This is a genomic window from Streptomyces hyaluromycini, assembly GCF_002217755.1.
Taxonomy (GTDB): domain Bacteria; phylum Actinomycetota; class Actinomycetes; order Streptomycetales; family Streptomycetaceae; genus Streptomyces; species Streptomyces hyaluromycini.
The window spans coordinates 122253-145998 of record NZ_BCFL01000023.1 but is presented as its reverse complement, the minus strand read 5'-3'; the positions used below and the strand labels follow the sequence as shown (position 1 = coordinate 145998).

The window sequence follows — 23746 nt, the reverse complement described above, 5'->3', positions numbered from 1 at the left end:
ATCCTGTGGAGCCGATGGAACCGACGGGGGCGGACACCACCGTGCCCTACTTCTTTCTCAGTTACGCCCACCTGCCCCGGGACGGCTCCGACGAGACCGACCCGGACTTCTGGGTACACCGGCTTTTCCGGGATCTGTGCGAGCACATTCGGAACATGACCACGGTGCCCTCCGGCTCCGCCGGTTTCATGGATCGGACCATGCGGGCGGGGCAGGTCTGGAGCCAGGAGCTCGCGGATTCCCTGACGGCTTGCCGGGTGTTCGTCCCGCTGTACTCGCCGCGTTATTTCATCAGCCCCTGGTGCGGCCGGGAATGGACCGTGTTCGGGCAGCGTCCGACCCGGTACCGGAAGCAGGACCAACGCGGCCGGCCCAGCGCCGTCGTCCCCGCCCTGTGGGCGCCCGTCCCCGAACATCGCATGCCGGACTGCGCGAAGGAGATGCAGTACTTCGGCCCCGAACACACCGAGCGTTACCGGAGATTCGGACTGTACGGACTGGGAAAGCTCAGCTCGTTCCGCAGCGACTACCAGAAAGCCGTCCTGCACCTGGCCACCCGGATCGTCGAGGTGGGGGAGAACGTCGTCGTGGAGCGCGGCGACCCGACGGTGCTGGCCGCCGCGGACGACGCCTTCGCGCCCGGCCCGATGGTGCGTGCCGTGACCCGGCGCGGGCTGCGGATCAGCGTGGCGGCCGGGTCGCACACGCGGCTGCCCGAGGGCCCCAGCCCCGCCCGCTACGGCCCGACGCCACTGGAATGGCGGCCCTTCCACCCCGCCTGCCCGCATCCGATAGGCAAGCTGGCGTCGGACATCGCGGCCCGCCTCGAATTCCGGCCCGATGTCATGGAGTTCGACCACGAGCGCGCCGCCGCCGACGGCCCCGAGGTCCTGCTCCTCGACCGCTGGCTGCTGCGCGACCCCGAACACCGGGCCAGACTAGGGGAGTTCGATACAGCCGGTCGGGAGGCGACCGGACTCGTCGTCCCGTGGAACGAGACCGACTCCGACGCCACCGCTGAACACGAGGTGGCCGCGGAGGTCGAGGCCACCCTGCCGGAGCGCACCCGCCGGCAGCGGCAGGCCCGCCGGCCGGTGGTGATCGGCCCGGACCACCGGGCGCTCAGCCGGCACCTGCCGCGCGTCATGCAATGGGCGGCGGCCGAGTACCTGAAGAGGGCCACTCCCCGGACGCCGCCCGGGGAGAGCCCACCGCGCTTCCGGCTGAGGCCGGGGGGACAGCCATGACGGTCGACAGCGCCGACAGCACGGACATGGGCGGGGACGCCGGGGAGGGACACCGCGATGGGCCTTGAGGGGCAGGATGGCCGTGCAGGCCGGATCGTAACGTTCTACTCGTACAAGGGCGGAACCGGGCGAACGATGGCCCTCGCCAACACCGCCTGGGTGCTGGCCGCCAACGGCAAACGTGTGCTCGCCGTCGACTGGGACCTGGAGGCGCCCGGACTGCACCGCTTCTTCCACCCGTTCCTCGACCCGGCCACCGCCGGCGCCACCACCGGTGTCATCGACCTGCTCACCGACTACGCCTGGGCGGCCACCGACGACGGCGAGCAGCGCCCCGACGACTGGCACCGCGAGTACGCCCGCATCCAGCGGCACGCCGTCTCCGTGGAGTGGCCGTTCCCCGAGCCGGGCACCCTCGACCTGGTGTCCGCGGGGCGGCAGAACCGCGACTACTCGGCGATCGCCACCTCCTTCGAGTTCGACAACTTCTACGAACGGCTCGGCGGCGGCCTGTTCCTGGACGCGCTGCGCGAGGACATGCGGCGCAACTACGACTACGTTCTCGTCGACAGCCGCACCGGACTCTCCGACATCGCCGACATCTGCACCGCCCATCTGCCCGATCTGCTCGTCGACTGCTTCACCCTCAGCGACCAGAGCATCGACGGCGCGGCCGCGGTTGCCCGTGACATCCGCGACCGGTTCGACCAGCGCCGGATCCGCATCCTGCCCGTACCGATGCGGATCGACGAGGGCGAGAAGGAGAAGGCGGACGCGGGCCGCTCGCTCGCGCGCGCCAAGTTCGACGGATTCCCCTCCGGGATGACCGAGGACGAACTCGCCTCCTACTGGGGATCGGTGGAAGTGCCCTACCGCCCCTACTACGCCTATGAGGAGACTCTGGCGACCTTCGGGGACGAGGCCGGCAACCCGACCTCCCTGCTGTCCGCCTTCGAACGGCTGACCAGCGTGATCAGCGACCAGGCCGTCACCGCCCTGCCGCGCATGGACGACGGCGTACGCCTCGGCATCAAACGGAAGTTCACCCGCACCCGCTCCGCCCTCCCCGCCGATCTGCACCTCAGCTATGTGGCCGAGGACCGGATGTGGGCCGACTGGATTGCGGTGCTGCTGTCCCGGGCCGGGTTCCGGGTCATCCCCAAGTACGTCGGCGGCGAGGGCGACGGCGCCGAGAAGCCCGCCGACCGCACCGTCGTCGTGGTCTCCCCGGCCTACCAGCGTTCCGCGCGTGCCCGCCAGGTCTGGGAGACGGCCACCGGCAACGACCCCGCCGGGCGCCGTCAGGTCGTCGTGGTCCGGGTGGGCGACTTCCGTCCGGCGCCCGCGTTCAGCGAATGGGCGTCGGTCGACCTGGTGCGCACCAACGAGAAGAACGCCGCCTCCGCGCTGCTGCGGGCCCTCGGCAAACCGCCGCTGCCCGTCGGACTCTCCGATGACACGATCACGCCCGACGCCCGCTTCCCGGACACCGTCCCCAGGATCTGGAACGCCTCCCCGCGTAACGCGGCCTTCACCGGTCGCAGCGCCCTGCTGGAACGCATCCGTGACGACCTCGGCAGCAGCGGCTCCGCCTCCTCGGCGGCCTACGCGCTGTACGGCCTCGGCGGGGTGGGCAAGACCCAGATCGCGCTGGAGTACGTCCACCGGTTCGCCGCCGACTACGACCTGGTGTGGTGGATCCCCTCCGAGCAGAACGAGCTCATCGTCTCCGCGCTCGCCGACCTCGCCCCCAAACTGGGCCTGCGTGTCGGCGACGACGCGGCCCAGGTCGCCCAGGAGGTCCGCGACCATCTGCGCCAGTCGTCCTCGACGCTGCGCTGGCTGCTGGTCTTCGACAACGCCGACGAACCGCAGGAGGTCAGCCGTCACTTCCCCGGCGGCAGCGGCCACGTCCTGGTCACATCTCGCGACCAGACCTGGCTGCAGTACGGCGACGCCCTGGAGATCGACCCGTTCCTGCGCGAGGAGAGCATCGAGCACCTGCTGCGCCGGGCGGCGGACCTGACCGCGGATGACGCCGGCCGGGTTGCCGAGGCCGTCGGCGACCTGCCGCTGGCCCTGGAACAGGCGGGCGCGTGGCTCGCCGAGACCGGCACCCCGGTCGACGAATACCTGGTGGAACTCGGCGAACAGGCCGAGCGCGTCCTGTCGTTCGGCATGCCCGCCAACTATCCCGAACCCGTGGGCGCCACCTGGAACGTCTCCATCGAACGCCTCAAGGAACGTTCCCCGGCCGCCGTGCGTCTGTTGCAGCTGTGCGCGTTCTTCGCCGCCGAACCGGTCTCCATGAAGCTGCTCTATGGCGACGAGATGATTCGCGTCCTGGCCGCCGAGGACCCCTCCCTCCAGGAGAAGATGGTGCTCGGCCAGGTCATTCGGGAGATCGGCCGGTTCGCCCTCGCCAAGGTGGACCGCTCCGCGGGCTCTATCCAGGTGCACCGGCTGGTGCAGGCGGTGATTCGCTCCCAGCTCACCCCTGTGCAGCAGCTGGAGGCGCAGCACGTCGTGCATCGCATCCTCGCCGGCGCCCGGCCCTCCGGCGAGGAACCCATCGACGACCCGGAGAACCAGCCCACGTTCGCCGCGATCTGGCCGCACCTGGACGCCTCCGAGGCCAGCACCTGCGACGAGCCCGAGACCCGCCAGCTTCTCATGGACCGCGTCCGTTACCAGTGGAAACGCGGCGATCTGAACGCCGCCCTCACCTTCGCCCAGGGACTGCGCACCCTGTGGGAGGGGCAACTGCGGACCAGCCGCGAACGCGTCGCGGAGCTCACGGCGTCCGGCAGCCAGGCCGTCCGGCAGTCGGCCTACGACGGCCGGCCGCCGCGCTCCCTCGCCGAGGAGAAGCGCTATCTCGCCAACCTGCAGATCCAGCTGCTGCATCTGCGGTTCCACATCGCCAACGTCCTGCGCTCGCTCGGCAAGTACGTGGAGGCGGAGAAGCTGGGCTCCGCGACCCTGGCCAGTCAGCGCTCGCTGCTCAGCCCCGGGCATCCCCACATCCTCATGACCGCCAGCGGCTTGGCAACGGACCTCGGCAGCGTGGGCCGCTTCAAGGACGCCCTGGAGATGGCCACCGAGGCCTACCTCGGTTTCAAGGAGAGCTTCGGCGAGGACCATCCGCGCACCCTCAGTGCCAACAACAACCGTGCCGTGTGCCTGCGGCTGCTCGGCCGCTTCAACGAGGCACGCGACGTCGACCAGGAGATCTACGACCAGCGCCGCAACGACCTGGGCGCCCAGCACCCGCACACCCTCATCAGCATCACCAACCTGGGCCGCGACCTGCGCGAGACCGGCGAGTACGACACGTCGGTCTCACTGCTGCGCAGCGGCTACGAGTCGTACAAGGACCTGTTCGGAGAGGTGTATCCGGAGACCCTGCGCACCGCGAAGAGCCTCGCGGTCTCGCTGCGCAAAGCCGGGGTCGTCGAGGAGGCACGGACCCTGACCCTGCAGACCCGCGAGCACTACCGGCTGCGGGAGACCCCGCCGTCCACACCGGACGTGCTGGACTGCACCCTCAACTACGCGATCGACCTGTACGCGACCGGCGCCCGCGAGGAGGCCCTCGCGCAGGCCCAGGACATCGTGCGCCAGTACCGGAAAGCACCCGGTGAACAGCATCCGGCGACGCTGGCGGCCGTGAACAACTGCGGGATCTTCCTCCGCGGGTCCGGTGCGGCCGAACAGGCCCGCACGCTGCTGGAACGCAACCTCGAGACCCTGCGCAGGGTGCTCGGCGACGGCCACCCCTACACGCTGGCCTGCGGGGTGAACCTCGCCAACACGTTCGCGGAACTGGACGAGCTGCACCGGGCGGAGGAACTGGAGCGGCTCGCTGTCGCCGGTTTCCAGGCGGCCCTCGGGCACAAGCATCCGGACACCGTCGTCTCCCGGGCCAATCTGGCGGTGACCCTGCGCGCCCTGCGCCGGATCCCGGAGGCGGACCAGTTGCAGGAGAGCGCACAGGCGGAGCTGGAACGGCTGCTGGGGAAGGAGCACCCGCACGCCGTGACCGTGCGGGAGGGCAAGCGGATCCACCGGGACCTGGAGCCGCCCCTCGTGTGAGTCCTCAGCCGCGGTCGGCGGCCAGTCGGCTGCGTCCGCCCAGCAGCCAGGTCACGACGTCCGGCAGTACCCGCAGCGACGCGAAGTGCGCCGCCCGCGGGTGCAGCACGGCCCGGCCGCCGGGAATGCGTTCGGCCAGCCACCGGGTGTGACTGACAGGTGCGAACACGTCCTGTTCGCCGTGCCACAGGAGGACGGGCATGGAGATGTCGGCGAGTGAGAAGCCCCAGGGAGCACAGAAGGACAGCGCGTCGTCGACCCAGCCGTCGGCGGAAACGCTGAGCGCCTCACGGTAGTTGCGCAGCAGCATGGCCCTGATGCCCGCGTCGGCCACCACCCGCAGGTCCGACTCCGTGAGCTCCCGCCGGAGTTGGGCGAGCAGCTTGCGCGGGTCGGTGCGGATGTCGATCGATCGCTTGCGCAGGCTGTCCGCGAGCTGCTCGGGGCCGGCGAGCACCTGGAGGTACTCGTGGACGTTGGAGGCCGCCATGCCCGCGAACCAGTCCAAGCCGTCCGCGTCACGCGGGGCGAGGCTCACCAGCACGGCGACCCGGGTCACCCGGTCGGGCAGCAGGGCCGCACAGGCCAGGGCGTGCGGACCGCCGCCGGAGCTGCCGACCACGGCGAACCGCTCGATGCTCAGGGCGTTCGCGATGGCGGCGACGTCCTTGGACACATGGGCGATCTGTCGGCCGGGCAGCCGGTCGGAACGGCCGTAGCCGGGGCGGTCGTAGGTGACCAGTCGGACCCGCTGGTGGTACAGCAGCATCGGCCGTGGCGCTGGGCCGAGCCGGCTGCCCGGTGTGCCGTGCAACAGGAAGACCGGCGACCCCTGGGGATCGCCGGACACCTCCACTTCCAACCGCCGCCCGTCATCGGTGTACACCTCGGTACGCATCCGCGGCCTCCTCGAAGCCCCCGTCCACTGCGGTATGCCCTGTTGTTGTGCAGCGGTCATTCCCCAGAGTGACCCAGATCATCCGGGTCCGTAGGGTTTTGGTGATACCGCGGTGACGCGGGCGGCGGAGCCAGGTGACACCTTGTCTGATGTCGCGTCAGGAACCCACCACGTCCACGAAGACGGGGTTGGAATAGAACCACGTGTCCGCCCACGGGTCGCCGTTGCCCGGCTCGTGCGGGACCGGGCCGTGCGGGTCGATCGCCGCGCCCAGATAGCCCGTTCCGTTGCGGTTGCCGTCGCTGCCGCGCAGCCGGACGTAGAAGGACTCGTCGCCCGCGGTGAGCGGGATGCGCAGGGTGTAGGTGCCCCGGCGGCCGGACACCTCCTTCGACTGCACGACCTTGGTGTCCGGCGCCTGCCAGGTGTCGCGGTCGGCGACCGGGCCGCGCACCGCGCCCCGGATGACGTCGACGTGCGCCAACTGGGGCAGGATTCCCTGGGCGTTGACCCGGGACGCGGTCGTCACCGTCACGTTGAGGGTGATCCGCTCGCCCTTGCGGACGCGCAGCCGGCCACCCAGCGTGACCCCGGCGCCGTGGTCGCAGTCCCGCGTCAGCCGCACGTCCAGGCCGTCGAGCAGGTGCCCGTGGTCCAGCCAGACCCGGCCCGCGCGCAGGCCCGCCATCACCGCGCGGTAGCCGTACCGGGTGACGCCGACGTGGGTCCGGCTGAACTCGCCGGGCCAGAAGTCGCTGCCGGGCTGCGGCGTGTCGGTGTTCACCGGGTCGGGCAGCCTGCCGGTGTTGTCGAAGTTCTGCCCCGCCGGCCAGTCGCCGTTCTTCCAGGTGTCGAAGACCGTGCGGTGGTTGTCGGAGTTGGTGGTGATGGTGAACAGGCGACCCTCGGAGAGCATCGCGTCCCAGAGGCCGCCGACCGTCGCCGTCGCCCAGTCGAAGCCGCCGTACGTCAGGTAGGCGTCCGCCGGGTAGCCGGCCCAGGACTGCGCGGAGGGCTTGTTCTCGTACTCGCCGCGGATCGAGGTGGCCCCGCGCCAGCCGGGGATCGCGGCACCCTGGGCGCCGGGCGCGCCCTCCATGCCGATCATGATCTCGGCGGCCTCCTCGTTCCCGCCACCCCACCCTGCGTCCCGCCAGTTGCGCATCTCGTGCGGGGAGTCGATGCCGAGCCGCAGCGGGTGGTTGGCGAGGACGAGGACGTCGTCGACGTAGCCGCTGCGGCGCTGCTCGGCCAGCCACTGGATGGCCTTGACGGCGTGCGCCTCGTTGCGGGCGGTGTCGGCGGCACCCACCGAGCCCTCGGTGTAGCCCAGGAGCTTGCCGTCGTAGGCCAGCTCGAACTGCGTGAGCAGGTCGGTCTCGTGCGGGCCGGGCGCGGCGAACACCGTGCAGTGCTCGGCGGCCGGGATGTACCACTCCAGGCCCTGGAAGATCAGCTGGCGCGGGTTCTCGGCACGGGCCTTGAGGATCTCCGCGTGCTCCAGCTTCGCGCCGTAGTAGGCGTGCCCGAAGTTGGAGTGCTCGTTGAACACCATCCAGTCCAGGCCGTACTTGGCGGCGGCCTGGGCCTGCTGGGAGAACGTGTACTTGGCGTCGTGGCTGTACACGGAGTGGACGTGGTGGTCGCCGACCAGGTAGGCGAGGCGCGGGTCCTCGCCGCCCAGGCCCCGCTGGGAGGAGGCGAACGCGGGGGTCGCCGCCGACCCGAGCGCGAACGCGGCGCCGAAGAGGCCCGCGCGGCGCAGGAGTCCGCGCCTCGACATGCCCTGGGCGTCGAGGTCGGCGGGGGAGACGGCAGGGTCGGCCCAGGTGGGCAGCTGCTGCTCGGTCATGAAGATGATCCTCGTAACGGGGGTCAGTGGGTCATGAAGGAGGAGACGGGCAGGGCCCGGGAGACGATCCGGACGTCGCCGAGGCGGCCGTACAGGATCTGGTCGATCTTGTCGGCGTACTCGTAGCCGCCGAGCAGCCACGGCTTGCCGGACGAGGCGATGCCGACCGCGGCGGCGTGCGGGTTGCGGGCCACCGGGCAGCCCTGCACGTACATCGTGGTGTGCTTGCCGTCGTTGACGACGGCGAGGTGCCACCAGATCTCCGGGTCGGTCTCGTCGCCCCAGTTGGTGGCCAGCTGCTGCTGGTTGAGCGGGTGGACGGCCCACTGCGGGCCCGGGCCGTCGGAGATGGAGAGCGTGGCGAGCGGCTCGTCCGGGTCGTCGGTGACGGTGCCGACCGAGCCGTTGCGGCCGGTGCGGCTGACCAGTCCGGACCAGGCGTTGTGCGAGGAGTTCCAGTCGGCGGGCAGCCGGTAGAACGCCTCGATGGTGTAACCGTCCTTGAACGTCGCCGAGTTGAGCGGGGCGCCGTCCACCGTCCGCAGGTACGCGCCCTTCAGCGGCGACTTGAAGCCGGTGAACTCCAGGCTGCCGTGGCCGGGCTGGTCCGGGTGGTGGTCCGCCGACCAGCCGAGGGTGCCGCCGCCCACCGAGACCACGGTGAGGTCGTTGCCGTTGCCGGACAGGTCGCGGACCGTGCCGGAGACCGCCGAGTCGAACCGCCAGTAGGCGGCCGTGCCCCGGACCAGCAGCTGCGACGCGGGCCGCGCCGGACGGACCGGCACCGGGTCGAAGCCTTCGAAGCGGGCCGCGAAGTCGATGCCGACGGAGAAGCGGTCCTCGTCGCCGCTCAGCTCCATCTCCTGCCGCTCCAGCTCGTTCAGGCCCTTCTTGGCCCGGCCGAGGATCCACGGCGAGACCGTCTCCACGTCGATGACGTCGCGGTCCAGGTCGAAGTGGTAGAGGCGGATCATCGCCGCGCCGCCGAAGTACCGGTTCTGGTAGTTCGTCAGGTGCAGGTGCACGTCGTTGCCGGCCGCGTTCTTGCGGGTCGCGCGGCGGGCCGGCCAGAAGTGGCCGTTCAGGGTGAGGAAGATCTGGTCGTGCTCGTTGATCAGCTGGTCCCACAGCTGCTGCCCGTACGACGACAACTCGTCGTCGTCCACGACCAGTTCGTGCGTGGTGAGGATGACCGGCGCCTTCGGGTGGGCGGCGATGACGTCCTTCGCCCAGGCGTACCCCTTGGCCGACAGCCGCCAGTCCAGCGCCAGCACGAGCCAGTCCCGCCCGGCCGCCCGGAACAGGTGGTAGGTGTTGTAGCCGTCCGAAGAGGCCCCGCCGAACGTCGGCTTGCCCTTGAAACGCTGCGGGCCGAAGGCGTCCAGGTACGGCGTGGCACCGCGCTGGTCGTCCGTGGACGACCGGATGTCGTGGTTGCCGGCCAGCACGCTGTAGCCGACCCCGCGCCGGTCCAGGATCCCGAACGCCTTGCTGATCGCTGCGAATTCCTCCGCGGCGCCGTTCTGGGTGAGGTCGCCGAGGTGGGACAGGAAGACGATGTTCTCGTCGGACTCGCCGCCCTGCTCCAGCAGATACCGCAGCGACGCCTCGATGGGCGCCGGGTTGATGCTCGGCCCGTCGAAGAGGTACTGGGTGTCGGGCATCACCGCGAGGGTGAAGCGCCGGCTCTCCGGGTCGGGCCGCCGGCCGGAGCCGGAGGACGCCTCGGCGACGGCCGGCAGCGCGACCCCGGCGGTGGCGGCGGCGCCGAGGAGCGCGGTGGCCCGCAGGAAGTTGCGTCGTCCGGCTCCGGCCTGCGAGGCCTCGCCCTGAGGGTGGTCATGCGAAGTACACACGTGTGCTCCGTGAGTAAGCGGAAGTGACGGCGAAGGGCGTGGGGGGATCTCGGCAGACGGATCTCGGCAGATGGTTCTCACAGGACGCGCAGGGTCCAGCTCCAGCGGTGGAGGCCCGGTGCGACGAGGTAGGAGGGGAAGGTGTCGGGACCGCACGACGCCGTACCGAGGCCCCGGTGCGCGGCGTCGATGTGGACCACGCAGCCGGCCCGCGGCACGAGTTCGTCGTGGTGCGTGACGGCGGTGAGGTCCTCGGCGCGGTAGCGGCTGACGGAGACCTGGCGGGGCCCGTCCAGCTCGACCGCGAGTCCGGTGGCGTCCGGCGCGGACAGCGTGAACCGCCGTACGCCGTGCCGGCCACCGCTCTCCTGGGGCCGCAGGTAGGGGGTGAACAACTCGTCCACGGGGAGCGAATGGTGGCCGACCGGGGCTCCGGCGGCACGGTCCGGGTACGACTCCCAGGGACCCTGACCGAACCACTCCAGCAGATCGAGCCCGGCCACCGTCTCGAAGACCGAGCCGACCCGGGCCACGTCCGCGAACTCCTCCGGCAGCTCGGCCGACTCGTCGACCCGGACACCGCCCTCGACCGGCGTGAACTCCTGCCGGTGGCGTACGACTCCGACCGTGCCTGCGTACTCCGCGAGCACGGTCACCCCGTCGCCGTTCCGGCGAACCGAGACCACCTTGCGCACCAGCTGGTCCAGGCCCCAGGCCCGCCAGCGCACCGCCATCCCGCCCAGCTCGTCGTTGTCGGTGGGCGCCCGCCACAGCGACAGCGCCGGCGCGGCCGTCAGCAGCGGATGCAGCAGCAGCCCCTCGCCGTCCACCTCGACGGCCGGGCCCGCCGGCACCGGCGGCCCGAGCGGGTCCGCGGCCCGGAGCCTGATCTGCGGCGCGCAGACCTCCGTACCGGCCGGCGCCCACGCCTGGCCCTCGGCGACCGTCACCCGCAGCGTCAGCCACGCCTCACCGCCGTCCGCCGGCACCTCGAACGGCAGCGGTACGGCCGCCGTCTCGCCGGGGCACAGCTCGGGCAGCTCGGCCGGACCGGTCAGGGTACGGCCGTCGGCCAGCGCCAGCTCCCAGGTGCCCGTCAGCCAGTCGAAGCCCCGGAAGTGCTGGTGGTTGGCGAGCACGATGCCCTCGTGCCGGAAGCACCGGATGCGGACCGGGGCCGCGATCTCCCGGTGCTCGTACATCGCGGGCTTGGGGGTGCGGTCGGGGAAGACGATCCCGTCCGCGACGAACGCCCCGTCGTGCAGGGCCTCGCCGAAGTCGCCGCCGTACGCCCAGCGGTGGCCGGGCGCGGTGACACCGTTGTCGTACAGTCCGGCGCCCGCGCGCCCGACCGGTCTTCCGTCGCTCACCCGCTGGAGAATTCCGTGGTCCCAGAACTCCCAGATGAACCCGCCCTGAAGCCCCGGAGTTGACTCGATGGCGGCCCAGTGGTCGGCCAGCGTGCCGTTGCTGTTGCCCATCGCGTGGGAGTACTCGCACTGGATCAGCGGCTTGGTCTGCTCCCCGGACAGGGCGTGGGCGACGCAGTCCTCCAGCGGTGCGTACATCGGGCAGGCGATGTCGGAGGCCACGTCCGGGTCCGCCCAGCCGCGCTTGGCCGCCCCTTCGTACTGGAGGGGCCGGGTCGGGTCGTGCCGCCGCACCCAGCCGGCCGCCGCGTCGTGGTTCGCCCCGTAGTCGGACTCGTTGCCCAGCGACCAGATGATGACGCAGGGGTGGTTCTTGTCGCGCAGCACCATGCGCGAGACCCGGTCCACGAAGGCGTTCAGGTGGCGCGGGTCGTCGGCGATCTCGTGGGCGTGGTCGTGGGACTCGATGTCCGCCTCGTCGACGACGTAGAAGCCGAGTTCGTCGGCGAGGTCGTACAGGGCCGGGTCGTTCGGGTAGTGGGAGGTGCGGATCGCGTTGAACCCGAACCGCTTCAGCACCACCAGGTCCGCGCGCATGTCGTCGTACGACACCGTCCGCCCGGTCAGCGGGTGGAAGTCGTGCCGGTTCACGCCCCGGACGAAGACCCGCTCGCCGTTGACGAGGAGATCCCGGCCGACGATCTCGACGTCCCGGAAGCCGACGCGGTGGTACGACGTGTCGGCGACCGTGCCGTCCGCGCGGTGCAGCCGGACGGTCAGCCCGTACAGCTCGGGCTGCTCCGCGTTCCAGGTGCGCACGTCGGACACGACGGCGTGGATGCGGGCCTCGCCGAGGAAGTCGGAGACCCGGTCGTCCTCGGTGTTGAGCCGGTCGAACTCGGCGTCCTGCGCGAGCGGTTCGCCGTCGAGCTCGCCGGTGACGTACCAGCCGCCGGGCAGCGCCCGGTCGCCCGCCGCGTTCCGCACCTGGCAGTCCACCCGCAACTCGCCGTCCCGCCGCGCCCGTACGGTCAGGTCCGCGAGATACAGGGGATCGGTGGCGTACAGGAGCACGGACCGGGTGATCCCGCCGTGCCACCACTGGTCCTGGTCCTCGATGTGCGAGGCGTCCGACCACTTGACGACGGTGAGCCGCAGGACCGACCGCCCGCCGGGGCGGACGAACCCGGTCAGGTCGAACTCGGCCGCCAGGTGGGAGTCCTTGGAGACGCCCACCGGCCGGCCGTCGACGTGTACGAGGAGCACGCTCTCCGCCGCGCCCACCTGGAGCACGATCCGCCGCCCGGCCCACTCGGCGGGGACGTCCAGCTCCCGCTCGTGGACCCCGGTCGGGTTGGCCGCGGGGGAGTCCGGCGGGAACTCGCGGAACGGCATGGTGACGTTCGTGTACTGCGGCAGGTCGTCGGTGTCCTGCATCGTCCAGGTGCCGGGGACGTGCGCCGTGGACCAGGAGCCGCCGACCGGCGCGTCCGGAGCCGGCAGCAACCGGAAGCGCCAGTCGCCGTCCAGGGGGAGTGCTCCGGTGCGCCGGTCGACGGCGTTCATGGGGAGCCGTCCCCAGGAGGTCACCTCGGGTGCCTCCCAGGGGCGGAGGGCGATCAGGGGATCGGCGGGCCGGGGCCCGGGGATCGACGGACCGTTCATCGGCGGGTGGCTCACTTTTCTGCTGACGTGGGTGACGGGGCGGCGGGCCTGGGCAGGACGCGTCCTGCCCAGCCCCAGGCGGGGTCGACGGGGATGCCGAGCCGGTCCAGGACGGTCGGGGCGATGTCGATGAGGCGGGGGGTGTCGAGCAGGGTGCCGGCGGGCGCGCCGGGTTCGGCGAGGATCACGAAGACCTCCCGTTCGGCACGCGTGTCGCCGCCGTGGCCGCCGGTGTCGAGGTGCCCGTGGTCGGTGGTGACCAGTACGGTCCACCGCTCGCCGGAGCGCCGGGCGGCGATCGCCGCGAGCAGCCGCCCGAGATGGGCGTCCTGGGTGCGGAGGGCCTGGTCGTAGGCGGGGGAGAGCGGGCCGGTGGCGTGACCGGCCTCGTCGGTGGCGCCGAAGTACACGAACACCAGGTCCGGGTCGTGCTCGGTGAGCCAGCGGACGGCGGTGCGGGCGACAAGGTCGTCCGCGGTCGCGTAGCCGTCGGTCTCGCCGTCGTAATGGACCCGCCGCCCGATGGCGGGACCGAGGGTGCCGCGGTGGACCAGCTCCGGCCAGGACACCACGGCCGCGGTGCGCAGACCGGGACGGGCGGTGGCCGCGCGGCTGAGGAAGTCGGGGTGGCGGGTGTAGTCGGCGCCGGCGAAGTCGTTGCCGGTGACCCCGTGCCGGTCGGGCCACACCCCGGTCAGCACGCTCGACCAGCCGGGGCCGGAGTCGGTGTAGGCCATGCTGCTGGACGGCCCGTCCTCGGCCTGGCCGTCCGCCTCGCCGTACGGCAGCAGGCTGGTGCCGTGGGCGCCCGCGGTCATGAGGCCGTGCAGGACGGGCGCGTGGGCACCCGAGCGAAGCGAGACGGGGGGTCCCCCCGGCCGAAGGCTGGGGGAGGGGCAGCCGGTCGTGACGCAGCCCGTCCATGCCGACCACGAGCACCTTGCTGCGCGGGGCGCCGTCCCGGCCCGGGGGCACGGCACGGCGCCGGGTGAACGGCAGACGGGCGGAGGGCCCCGCACCCTCCGGCGACTGCGTCCGCTCGGCGTCGGCGTCGGTATCGGTCACCGGACCCCTCCTCTGTCTCGCGCGTGCCGCGCGGGCCGGACCGGCCCGCGCGGGTCAGGTGCCCTGTACCGCGCCTTCGGTGGCGCCCGCGATGAAGCCGCGGGCGAAGACGGCGAAGACCAGCACCAGCGGGAGGGACGCCATGAGCACACCGGCCATGACCATGCTGTAGTCGGTGGTGTGGCCGACGTTGAGCTGGGCCAGCTCCACCTGGAGGGTCACGTGGTCGGGGTTGGTGAGCACGATGAGCGGCCAGACGTAGTCGTTCCAGGCCCCGACGAAGGCGTAGATGGCGAGGAAGGACAGCGCGGGCCTGATCATCGGCAGCGCGATGTTCCAGTACTGGCGGAAGAACCCGGCGCCGTCGATGCGCGCGGCGTCGAGGAGTTCGTCGGGCACGCCGTTCTCGATGTACTGGCGCAGCCAGAAGATGCCGAAGGCGTTGGCCAGGGCGGGCGGGATCAGCGCCTTGAGCATGCCGACCCAGCCGATGTTCGACATGAGGATGAACTGCGGCAGGATCGCCAGCTGCAGCGGCAGCATCATGAACAGCAGCAGCGTGCCGAAGAGCACCTTGCGCCCGGGGAAGTCGAACTTGGCGAAGGTGAAGGCCGCCAGCGAGTCGATGAACAGCACCAGGACGGTGGTGACGGTCGCGACGACGATCGTGTTGAGCATCGACCCGAAGAAGTCGATGGTGTTCAGCACGTGCCGGATGTTCTCCAGCAGGTGGGAGCCGAAGGTGAACTTCGGCGGGCTCTTGTAGATGTCCTGGGTGGTGTTGGTGGCCATGATGATCGTCCACAGGAACGGGAAGACCGAGAGCAGGACGGCCGCCATGAGGACGATGTGCGCGGTCAGGCCCTTGGGGCGGCGCAGCCGCCTCGCGCGCGGGGCCGGCCGTGTCGGGTCGGCTGTGGTCACGGCTTCCTCCCTCGTTGGGTGATGCGCCAGTTGACGGCGACGAGGACGATGATCAGCAGGAAGAAGGCCCACACGATGGCCGCGCCGTAGCCGTAGTCGTTGTTGAGGAAGGCCGACTGGTAGAAGTACAGCAGCGTGGTCAGACCGGCCTGTCCCGGGCCGCCGAGGTTCGCGTTGGCGGCGTTGCTGGCGAACAGGACCTGGGGTTCGCTGAAGCTCTGCAGACCGTTGATCGTCGAGATGATGACGGTGAACAGGATGATCGGCCGCATGATCGGGACGGTGATCTGGAAGAACGTGCGGACCGGGCCGGCGCCGTCCACCTTCGCCGCCTCGTAGATCGAGGTGGGGATCGCCTGGAGACCGGCCAGGTAGATGATCATGTTGTAGCCGGTCCACATCCAGGTCATCAGCAGCGAGATGACCACCTTGATCAGCCACGGGTTGCTCAGCCACGGCACCGGTGAGATGCCGACCGTGCCCAGGATCGCGTTGACCAGGCCGAAGTTGTTGCTGAACACCGCGCCGAAGAAGATCGCCACTGCGACGATCGAGGTGACGTTCGGCAGGTAGAGGGCGATGCGGTAGAAGCCCTTGAAGCGGCGCACCGAGTGCAGCAGCGTCGCCAGCGCCAGGGCGCCGAAGAGGGTGGGCACGGTGGACAGCACCCAGATCACCAGGGTGTTGCGGATCGACAGCCAGAAGACCGGGTCGTCCCACAGGAACGTGAACTGCTGCAGGCCCACGAACTGCATGTCGCCGAGGCCGTCCCAGCGCTGGAAGGCCAGGTACAGCGAGTAGAAGACGGGGAAGAAGGAGAAGACGGCGAAGATCAGGTAGAAGGGCGAGATCGCCAGGTACTGCCGCCAGTACGACAGCGGCCCGCGCCGCCTGGGCCGGACGGTGGTGCCGGCGGGCGTGGCGCGCCGCGGGCGGAACCGGGCCGGGCCCGGCCCGCCGCGGTGCCGGGGCACCGCGGCGGGACCGGTGACCGGAGGTGACGTCACCTCAGCTCACCCCCTGCCGCCGGGCGATCTGCTTGGCCTGGCTGACCGCGTCGTTCCAGGCGTCGTCGGGCTTCTTGCCCTTGGCCTCGATGTTGGTCAGCTCCGTCATGTACGGGGCCATGACGGCCGCGTCGGCCGGCGCCTCGTAGCTGTCCGGTATGGCCTTGGCGGCCGGGCCGAAGACCTCGATGATCTTCTGCCCGCCGAAGAAGGCGTCCGGGCCCGTCATGGCCGGCATGGCGTACGCGGCCGGGGCGGCCGGGAAGATGGCGGCGTCGGTGAAGCCGCGGGCGTCGTTGGCGGGGCTGAGGATCCAGCTGATGATCTTGAAGGCTTCCTCGGGGTTCCGGCACTGCTTGGGCAGGGCCAGGTAGGAGCCGCCCTGGTTGGCCGGTCCGCCGGGCATCGCGCACACCCGCCACTTGCCCTTGGTGGCCGGAGCCGCCTGCTCGATGTCCAGGGCGTGCCAGGCCGCGCCGAGCTCGGTGGTCAGGCTCTTGCCGATGGCGGCGTTCCAGCTGTTGTCGTTGATCTTGGCGTCGAGGCCCAGCGTGTAGGGCCGGACCGCGGTGGTCCACGCGGTGCGGATGTGGTCCTGGTCGCCGATGAAGTGGTTGTTCTTGTCGATGAACCGCTCGGTGCCCTGGCCGACGGCCATGGAGAACACCGAGCCGATGTTGTTGACCAGGAAGGTGCCGGAGACCTTCTTCTTCAGCTCCGTGCCGAGCGTGAAGTAGTCCTCCCACGTCGTGGCCAGGGCCGCGACCTTGGCAGGGTCGGTGGGCAGCCCGGCCTTGGCGAACAGGTCCTCGCGGTAGAAGAGCGCGGTGGGGCCGATGTCGATCGGGAAGCCGATCTGCTTGCCGTCGGAGGTCTGGGCGAGCTTGGTCTTCCAGCCCAGGTACTGCGAGGAGAGCTTCTTGAAGCCCAGGTCGTTCAGGTCGAGGAAGCGGGAGGCGTTGGGCAGGAAGGACGCGATGTCCTCGCCCTTGATGCCGGTGATGTCGGGCACGGAGGAGCCGCCCGCGGCGAGGGTGGTGGTGAGCTTCTGCTTGAAGTCGCCGCCGATGGACGAGGCGGTCAGCGTGACCGCGCTGCTGAAGTGGGTTTTCGCCTCCGCGACCACCTTGTCGCTGAGCGCACCGCCCCAGTACCACAGGGTGAGGTTCTTGCCGTTCTTGGTGCCGCCCGAGCCGGAGCCGCCGCATGCGACGGTCAGGCCGGACGCGGCCGCGGTGAGCGCGGCGGCCTGGAGGAAGCCTCTACGTGAAAGGTCCACGGGTCACTCCTGTTGTTCCTGTTCGTGGTACTGAGGGGCGTTGGTGCTGTGGATCGTGGGGGCTGTGGGGCGTTGGGCTGCGTGCGGGTGCGGGTGCGGGTGCGGGTGCGGGTCGGTGCGGCCGGGCAGGTATGTGCGGGTGCGGGTCAGTGCGGCCGGGCGGGCGGGGTGACCGGGGCGTGGTGCACCGGGGGGCCCACGTCCGCCGGCAGGCGGTCGGCGAGGAAGCCGTAGGTCTTCTTCAGGCCGGGGTCGGTCAGTGAGTGCCACCAGCGGTCGACGCCGTACCAGCCGGGGGCCGCGAGGGCGCCGCCGTGGTGCTGGACCGACAGGCCGGCCGCGAGGACCGCGAACCGCAGCCGTTCCGCCAGCGGCCAGCCGCCGAGGGAGGCCGCGACGAAGCTCGCCCCGAAGACGTCCCCGGCCCCGGTGGCGTCCAGGACGTCGACGGGGAGGGCCGGGACGTCGGCGTACTCGCCGGTGGTCTGGTCGACGGCCACCGCGCCGTCCCCGCCCCGGGTGACGACCGCCACCGGCACCAGCTCCGCGAGCGTGCCGAGCGCCGCGACCGCGCTGTCGGTGCGGGTGTAGGCCATCGCCTCGGTCTCGTTCGGGAGGAAGGCGTGGCACAGGGCGAGCTGGTCGAGGAGGTCGCGGGACCACTCCTGGGTGGGGTCCCAGCCGACGTCGGCGTAGACGTGGGTGCCGTTCGCGGCGGCCTTGGCGATCCACTCGCGCGGCTCGGCCTCGATGTGCACGAGCGCCGTGCGCGCCTCGGGCGGGTCGCCCATCAGGGCGTCCTGCGAGTACGGGGGTTCCTGGCCGTGGGTGACGAGGGCCCGGTCGTGGCCGGCGGCGAGCGAGACGGTGACGGGGGTGGGCCAGCCGTCCGCGGTGCGGGAGAGCGAGAGGTCGATGTCCTCCTGGTCGCACAGGACGTCCCGGCAGTACTCGCCGTAGAAGTCGTCCCCGAAGACCGTGGCCAGCGAGGTGCGCAGACCGAAGCGGGCCGCGGCCACCGCGAGGTTCGCGATGCCGCCGGGGCCGCAGCCCATGCCGGCCGTCCAGATCTCCTCGCCCGGTGTCGGAGCCTTTCCCAGCCCCGTGAGGACGAGGTCGTAGAAGAGCAGCCCGGTCAGCAGCACATCGGGCCTGTCGTCGTCCACGCGCACACCCTCTCGTCAAAACTCGTCAATTTCGATGGTCGGAATCGTGCGCCGCTCTGCGAGATTGGTCAATACCCGAGCAGAACTGAGCATGGATTTGATTGAAGATGACGAGTAGTGTTCGCCACGTGCTGGCAGAACGACGACACCAACTCATCCTGCGGGCCCTGCGCGCCGGTGGCCCCGCCTCTGTGACCGACCTCTCCGAGCAGCTGGACGTGAGCCCGGCCACGATCCGGCGCGACCTGGTCAAGCTGGAGGAGGACGGGCTGCTCACACGTGTCCACGGCGGCGCGGTCGTGGAGGAGGGCGACGAGCCCTTCGCCGAGGTGGCCGAGGTGCGGGTGGCCGAGAAGGACGCGATAGCCGCGTGCGCGGCGGCGCTGGTCAAGGACGGCCAGTCGGTGCTGCTCGACATCGGCACCACCGCGTTCCGGCTCGCCCGCCAGCTGCACGGCCGCCGGCTCACCGTGATCACCAGCAACCTGGTGGTCTACGAGGAGCTCGCCGACGACGAGGGCATCGAGCTGGTGCTGCTCGGCGGCATGCTCCGCCGCGAGTACCGCTCCCTGGTCGGTTTCCTCACCGAGGACAACCTGCGCCAGCTGCACGCCGACTGGCTGTTCCTCGGGACCAGCGGAGTGCGCCCCGGCGGGCAGGTGATGGACACGACGGTCGTGGAGGTGCCGGTCAAGCGCGCCATGATCGGGGCGAGCGACAAGGTCGTGCTGCTCGCCGACGCCGCCAAGTTCCCGGGCACGGGCATGGCGAAGGTCTGCGGTCCCGGGGACCTGGACATGGTGGTGACCAACGCGCCGGTGGATCCGGCGACCCGAGCCGCCCTGGAGGAGGCCGGTGTCGAGGTGGTCCTGGCAGGAAAGGCTCAAGCGTGAAACTGACGATTCTGGGCGGCGGCGGGTTCCGCGTGCCGCTCGTGTACGGCGCACTGCTGACGGACCGGGCCGAGGGGCGGGTCACCGAGGTCGTGCTGCACGATCTCGACGCGGGCCGGCTGTCCGCGGTCGCCCGGGTCCTGGCCGAACAGGCGGCCGCCGTCCCCGACGCCCCCGCCGTGACCGCCACGACCGACCTGGACGAGGCCCTGCGCGGCGCCGACTTCGTCTTCTCGGCGATCCGGGTCGGCGGCCTGGAGGGCAGGGCGGAGGACGAGCGGGTGGCCCTGGCGCAGGGCGTCCTCGGCCAGGAGACGGTCGGCGCCGGAGGCATCGCCTACGGGCTGCGGACCGTGCCCGTCGCCGTCGACATCGCCCGGCGGGTGGCCCGGCTCGCCCCCGACGCCTGGGTCATCAACTTCACCAACCCCGCGGGCCTGGTCACCGAGGCCATGTCCCGGCACCTCGGCGACCGCGTCATCGGCATCTGCGACTCCCCGGTCGGCCTCGGCCGCCGGATCGCCCGGGTGCTCGGCGCGGCGAACCCGCGCGAGGCCTGGATCGACTACGTCGGCCTCAACCACCTCGGCTGGGTCCGCGGCCTGCACATCGCCGGACGCGACGAGCTCCCGCGCCTGCTCGCCGACCCCGACCTGCTCGGCTCCTTCGAGGAGGGCAAGCTCTTCGGGGTCGACTGGCTCCAGTCCCTCGGCGCCATCCCCAACGAATACCTGCACTACTACTACTTCAACCGCGAGGCCGTCCGCGCCTACCAGCAGGCCGAGAAGACCCGCGGTGCCTTCCTGCGCGACCAGCAGGCGCACTTCTACGAGGCGGTCGCCGAGCCGGGTGCGAAGGCCCTGGACGTCTGGGACCGCACCCGCGCCGAGCGCGAGGCCACCTACATGTCCGAGAACCGGGAGACGGCCGGCGCCGGCGAACGCGACGCCGACGACCTGTCCGGCGGCTACGAGAAGGTCGCCCTGGCCCTGATGCGGGCCATCGCCCGCGACGAGCGCACCACCCTGATCCTCAACGTGCGCAACCGCGGCACCCTCTCGGTGCTCGACGGCGAGGCCGTCATCGAGGTGCCCTGCCTGGTCGACGCCAACGGCGCCCACCCGGTCGCCGTCGCCCCGCTGCCCGACCACGCCACCGGCCTCGTCTGCGCGGTCAAGGCGGTCGAGCGCGAGGTGCTCGCCGCCGCCGAGTCCGGCTCCCGTACGACGGCCGTGAAGGCGTTCGCGCTGCACCCGCTGGTCGACTCGGTGAACGTGGCCCGACGGCTGGTGGAGGGGTACACCGAGGTCCACCCGGGCCTCGCGTATCTTAAGTGACCAGCCGCCCGGAAAGCGCTTTCCGAACCTCTTCTGGAGACTTCCCATGCACGACGAACGCCGCCGGATCGAGGAGCGCGTAGAGCGCCTCCACAACCAGCGCATCAAGCCCGCGATCTACGCGGCCACCGTCCCCTTCGAGGTGTCCGCCTGGCAGGCCCCGGGGGAGCCGGTGCCCTTCGAGGAGGCCGCGGCCGCCGCCTACGAGCCGTTCGCCATGGACACCCCGTGGGGCCCGCCCTGGGGCACCACCTGGTTCCGGATGCGCGGCCAGGTGCCCGCGGAGTTCGCGGGCCGCCGCGTCGAGGCGGTCATCGATCTCGGCTTCACGGGCGACTGGCCGGGCAACCAGGCCGAGGCCCTGGTCCACCTCACCGACGGGACCCCGCTGAAGGCGGTCAACCCGCTCAACCAGTACGTACGGATCGCGAACCCGGCGACCGGCGGCGAGGTGATCGACTACCTCGTCGAGGCCGCCTCCAACCCGGACATCCTCGCCAACGACTTCGCCGAGCCCACGCTCCTGGGCGACGTGCTGACGGCCGGCGACAAGCCGCTCTACATCTTCAGGCGCGCCGACATCGCCGTCCTCGACGAGGAGGTCTGGCACCTCGACCTCGACGTCCAGGTGCTGAAGGAGCTGATGCTGGAGCTCGGCGAGCACGACCCGCGCCGCCACGAGATCATGCACGCCCTCGACCACGCGATGGACCTGCTGGACCTGGACGACATCTCCGGGTCGGCCGCGGACGTCCGGGCCGCCCTGCAGCCGGCGCTGGCCAAGCCCGCGCACGCCAGCGCCCACCGCATCTCCGGCGTCGGCCACGCGCACATCGACTCGGCCTGGCTCTGGCCGATCCGCGAGACCAAGCGCAAGACCTCCCGGACCTTCTCCAACGTCACCTCCCTTGCAGAGGAGTACGAGGAGTTCGTCTTCGCCTGCTCGCAGGCCCAGCAGTACGAGTGGGTGCGCGACAACTACCCGCAGGTCTGGGCCCGGATCCAGGAGTCGGTCAAGAAGGGCCAGTGGGCGCCGGTCGGCGGCATGTGGGTGGAGGCCGACGGCAACCTGCCCGGCGGCGAGGCGGTCGCCCGCCAGTTCATCCACGGCAAGCGGTTCTTCATCGAGAACTTCGGCATCGAGACCAAGGGCGTCTGGCTGCCCGACTCCTTCGGCTACAACGCGGCCTACCCGCAGCTCGCCAAGCTGGCCGGCAACGAGTGGTTCCTCACCCAGAAGATCTCCTGGAACCAGACCAACAAGTTCCCCCACCACACCTTCTGGTGGGAGGGCATCGACGGCACCCGCATCTTCACGCACTTCCCGCCCGTCGACACCTACAACGCCCGCTTCAGCGGCGAGGAGATGTCCCGCGCGGTCCGCAACTACGCCGAGAAGGGCGGCGCCACCCGCTCGCTGGCCCCCTTCGGCTGGGGCGACGGCGGTGGCGGCCCCACCCGCGAGATCATGGAGCGGGCCCGCCGCCTGAAGGACCTGGAGGGCTCCCCGCGCGTCGAGGTCGAGCACCCGGACGCGTTCTTCGCCAAGGCCCGCGCCGAGTACGAGGACGCCCCGGTCTGGGTCGGCGAGCTCTACCTGGAGCTGCACCGCGCCACCTACACCTCGCAGGCCCGCACCAAGCAGGGCAACCGGCGCAGCGAGCACAAGCTGCGCGAGGCCGAGCTGTGGGCCACGACGGCCGCGCTGCACGCGCCCGGCTACCGCTACCCGCACGAGAAGCTCGACCGGCTCTGGAAGACGGTCCTGCTCCACCAGTTCCACGACATCCTGCCCGGCTCCTCCATCGCCTGGGTGCACCGCGAGGCCGAGGCCGAGTACGCCCGCGTCGCCGCGGAGCTGGAGACGCTGACCACCGAGGCGGTCACCGCGCTGGGCGGCGGCACCGCCCGCGTCTTCAACACCAGCCCCTACGACCGCGCCGAGGTCGTCCGGGACGCCGCGGGCACCCCGGTCTACGTCGAGGTCCCGGCGAGCGGCAGCGCGCCGCTGACGGGCGCCGCCGAGGCCCCGCAGCCGGTGACCGTCGACGGCCGGGTCATCGACAACGGACTGGTCCGGGTGGAGATCGCCGCGGACGGCACCCTGTCGTCCGTGTACGACCACCGGGCGAACCGCGAGGTCCTCGCCGGCCAGGGCAACCTGCTCCGGCTGCACACCGACCTCCCGAACTACTGGGACGCCTGGGACGTCGACAAGCACTACAAGAACCGCTACACGGACCTGCTCGACCCCTCGGAGATCACGGTCGCCGACGCGGACCCGCTGCTCGGCTCGGTCCGCATCACGCGTCCGTTCGGCAACGGCTCGACGATCACCCAGACGGTCACCGTCCGGGCCGGCAGCCCCCGGATCGACTTCGAGACGGACATCGACTGGCACGAGGCCGAGAAGTTCCTCAAGGCCGGCTTCCCGGTGGACATCCGCGCCGCGCACTCCTCCGCCGAGATCCAGTTCGGCCACGTGCAGCGGCCCACGCACACCAACACCACGTGGGAGGCGGCCCGCTTCGAGGTCTCCGGCCACCGCTGGGTGCACCTCGCCGAGCCCGGCTACGGCGTCGCCGTCGTCAACGACTCGACCTACGGCCACGACGTCTCCCGCACGGTCCGCGAGGACGGCGGTACGACCACCACGGTCCGCCTCTCCCTGGTGCGCGCCCCGCGCGTCCCGGACCCGGGCGCCGACCAGGGCCGCCACCGCATCACCTACTCCCTGCTCCCGGGCGCGAGCATCGAGGACGCGGTCGCGGCGGGCTACGCCCTCAACCTCCCGCTCCGGGTGGCCGACGCGGCGGGCGAGCCGCGGCCGGTCGTCTCGGTGGACGGCGCGGGCGTGACCGTCGAGGCGGTCAAGCTCGCCGACGACGCCTCCGGCGATGTCGTGGTCCGGCTCTACGAGTCCCGGGGCGGCCGCGCCCAGGGCGTCCTGCGCACCGGCTTCCCGCTGGCCGGCGCCCAGGTGACCGACCTCCTTGAGCGCCCCCTGGAGGACGCCACCGCCGACGGCGACAGCGTCTCCGTCGAACTGCGCCCCTTCCAGATCCTCACCCTCCGGTTGCAGAGGAGCTGAC

The 23746-nt window shown here is 71.2% G+C and carries 14 protein-coding genes; 5 read left to right on the top strand and 9 right to left on the bottom strand.

From position 1 onward, the window contains the following. Nucleotides 1–14: 14 nt before the first annotated feature. On the top strand, nucleotides 15–1247 hold the full coding sequence (locus tag SSP29_RS29650; protein WP_145968964.1) for a TIR-like protein FxsC: 1233 nt from the start codon (nucleotides 15–17) through the stop codon (nucleotides 1245–1247). Nucleotides 1248–1304: 57 nt separating this feature from the next. Then, nucleotides 1305–5342 carry an FxSxx-COOH system tetratricopeptide repeat protein gene (gene fxsT / locus SSP29_RS29645; RefSeq protein WP_150135158.1) on the top strand — a complete coding sequence of 1346 codons (4038 nt, stop codon included), beginning with the start codon at nucleotides 1305–1307 and terminating at the stop codon, nucleotides 5340–5342. Nucleotides 5343–5346: 4 nt separating this feature from the next. Here fxsT and SSP29_RS29640 read toward each other — a convergent pair whose 3' ends face one another. From SSP29_RS29640 to SSP29_RS29600, 9 genes are all read right to left on the bottom strand, one after another. Then, nucleotides 5347–6240, bottom strand: coding sequence for an alpha/beta fold hydrolase (locus SSP29_RS29640; RefSeq protein WP_089103904.1), 894 nt, complete (start codon nucleotides 6238–6240; stop codon nucleotides 5347–5349). 157 nt (nucleotides 6241–6397) lie between these two features. After that, a complete protein-coding gene (locus SSP29_RS29635) occupies nucleotides 6398–8092 on the bottom strand; it encodes a PHP domain-containing protein (RefSeq protein WP_089103903.1) in 1695 nt (564 codons plus the stop codon). 23 nt (nucleotides 8093–8115) lie between these two features. Then, on the bottom strand, nucleotides 8116–9948 hold the full coding sequence (locus SSP29_RS29630; protein WP_089103902.1) for a LamG-like jellyroll fold domain-containing protein: 1833 nt from the start codon (nucleotides 9946–9948) through the stop codon (nucleotides 8116–8118). A gap of 77 nt (nucleotides 9949–10025) precedes the next feature. Next, nucleotides 10026–12983 carry a glycoside hydrolase family 2 TIM barrel-domain containing protein gene (locus SSP29_RS29625; protein WP_089103901.1) on the bottom strand — a complete coding sequence of 986 codons (2958 nt, stop codon included), beginning with the start codon at nucleotides 12981–12983 and terminating at the stop codon, nucleotides 10026–10028. A gap of 11 nt (nucleotides 12984–12994) precedes the next feature. Beyond that, nucleotides 12995–13801: an alkaline phosphatase family protein gene (locus SSP29_RS29620; RefSeq protein ID WP_150135156.1), complete on the bottom strand. Its 807-nt coding sequence runs from the start codon at nucleotides 13799–13801 to the stop codon at nucleotides 12995–12997. A gap of 301 nt (nucleotides 13802–14102) precedes the next feature. Further along, nucleotides 14103–14972 (bottom strand): carbohydrate ABC transporter permease, encoded by an 870-nt coding sequence (locus tag SSP29_RS29615; RefSeq protein WP_089103900.1) that lies wholly within the window; start codon nucleotides 14970–14972, stop codon nucleotides 14103–14105. After that, nucleotides 14969–15946, bottom strand: coding sequence for a carbohydrate ABC transporter permease (locus SSP29_RS29610; RefSeq protein ID WP_174856024.1), 978 nt, complete (start codon nucleotides 15944–15946; stop codon nucleotides 14969–14971). The genes SSP29_RS29615 and SSP29_RS29610 overlap by 4 nt, the downstream gene beginning before the upstream one ends. A 34-nt stretch (nucleotides 15947–15980) precedes the next feature. Next, the gene (locus SSP29_RS29605; RefSeq protein WP_089103899.1) at nucleotides 15981–17258 is read right to left on the bottom strand and encodes an ABC transporter substrate-binding protein; all 1278 of its coding nucleotides are present in this window, start codon (nucleotides 17256–17258) and stop codon (nucleotides 15981–15983) included. A 146-nt stretch (nucleotides 17259–17404) separates the two neighbouring features. Further along, nucleotides 17405–18424: a carbohydrate kinase family protein gene (locus tag SSP29_RS29600; protein ID WP_089104126.1), complete on the bottom strand. Its 1020-nt coding sequence runs from the start codon at nucleotides 18422–18424 to the stop codon at nucleotides 17405–17407. Between the two features lie 128 nt (nucleotides 18425–18552). Here SSP29_RS29600 and SSP29_RS29595 point away from each other — a divergent pair, with 128 nt between their 5' ends. The 3 genes from SSP29_RS29595 to SSP29_RS29585 are packed head-to-tail and all read left to right on the top strand — an operon-like array spanning nucleotide 18553 to nucleotide 23745. After that, complete coding sequence (locus SSP29_RS29595) at nucleotides 18553–19317, top strand: DeoR/GlpR family DNA-binding transcription regulator (protein ID WP_089103898.1); 765 nt, start codon at nucleotides 18553–18555, stop codon at nucleotides 19315–19317. Next, the gene (locus SSP29_RS29590) at nucleotides 19314–20654 is read left to right on the top strand and encodes a 6-phospho-beta-glucosidase (RefSeq protein ID WP_089103897.1); all 1341 of its coding nucleotides are present in this window, start codon (nucleotides 19314–19316) and stop codon (nucleotides 20652–20654) included. Before SSP29_RS29595 ends, SSP29_RS29590 begins: the two co-directional genes overlap by 4 nt. Before the next feature lie 46 nt (nucleotides 20655–20700). Then, nucleotides 20701–23745 carry an alpha-mannosidase gene (locus SSP29_RS29585; protein ID WP_089103896.1) on the top strand — a complete coding sequence of 1015 codons (3045 nt, stop codon included), beginning with the start codon at nucleotides 20701–20703 and terminating at the stop codon, nucleotides 23743–23745. Nucleotide 23746: the final 1 nt, after the last annotated feature.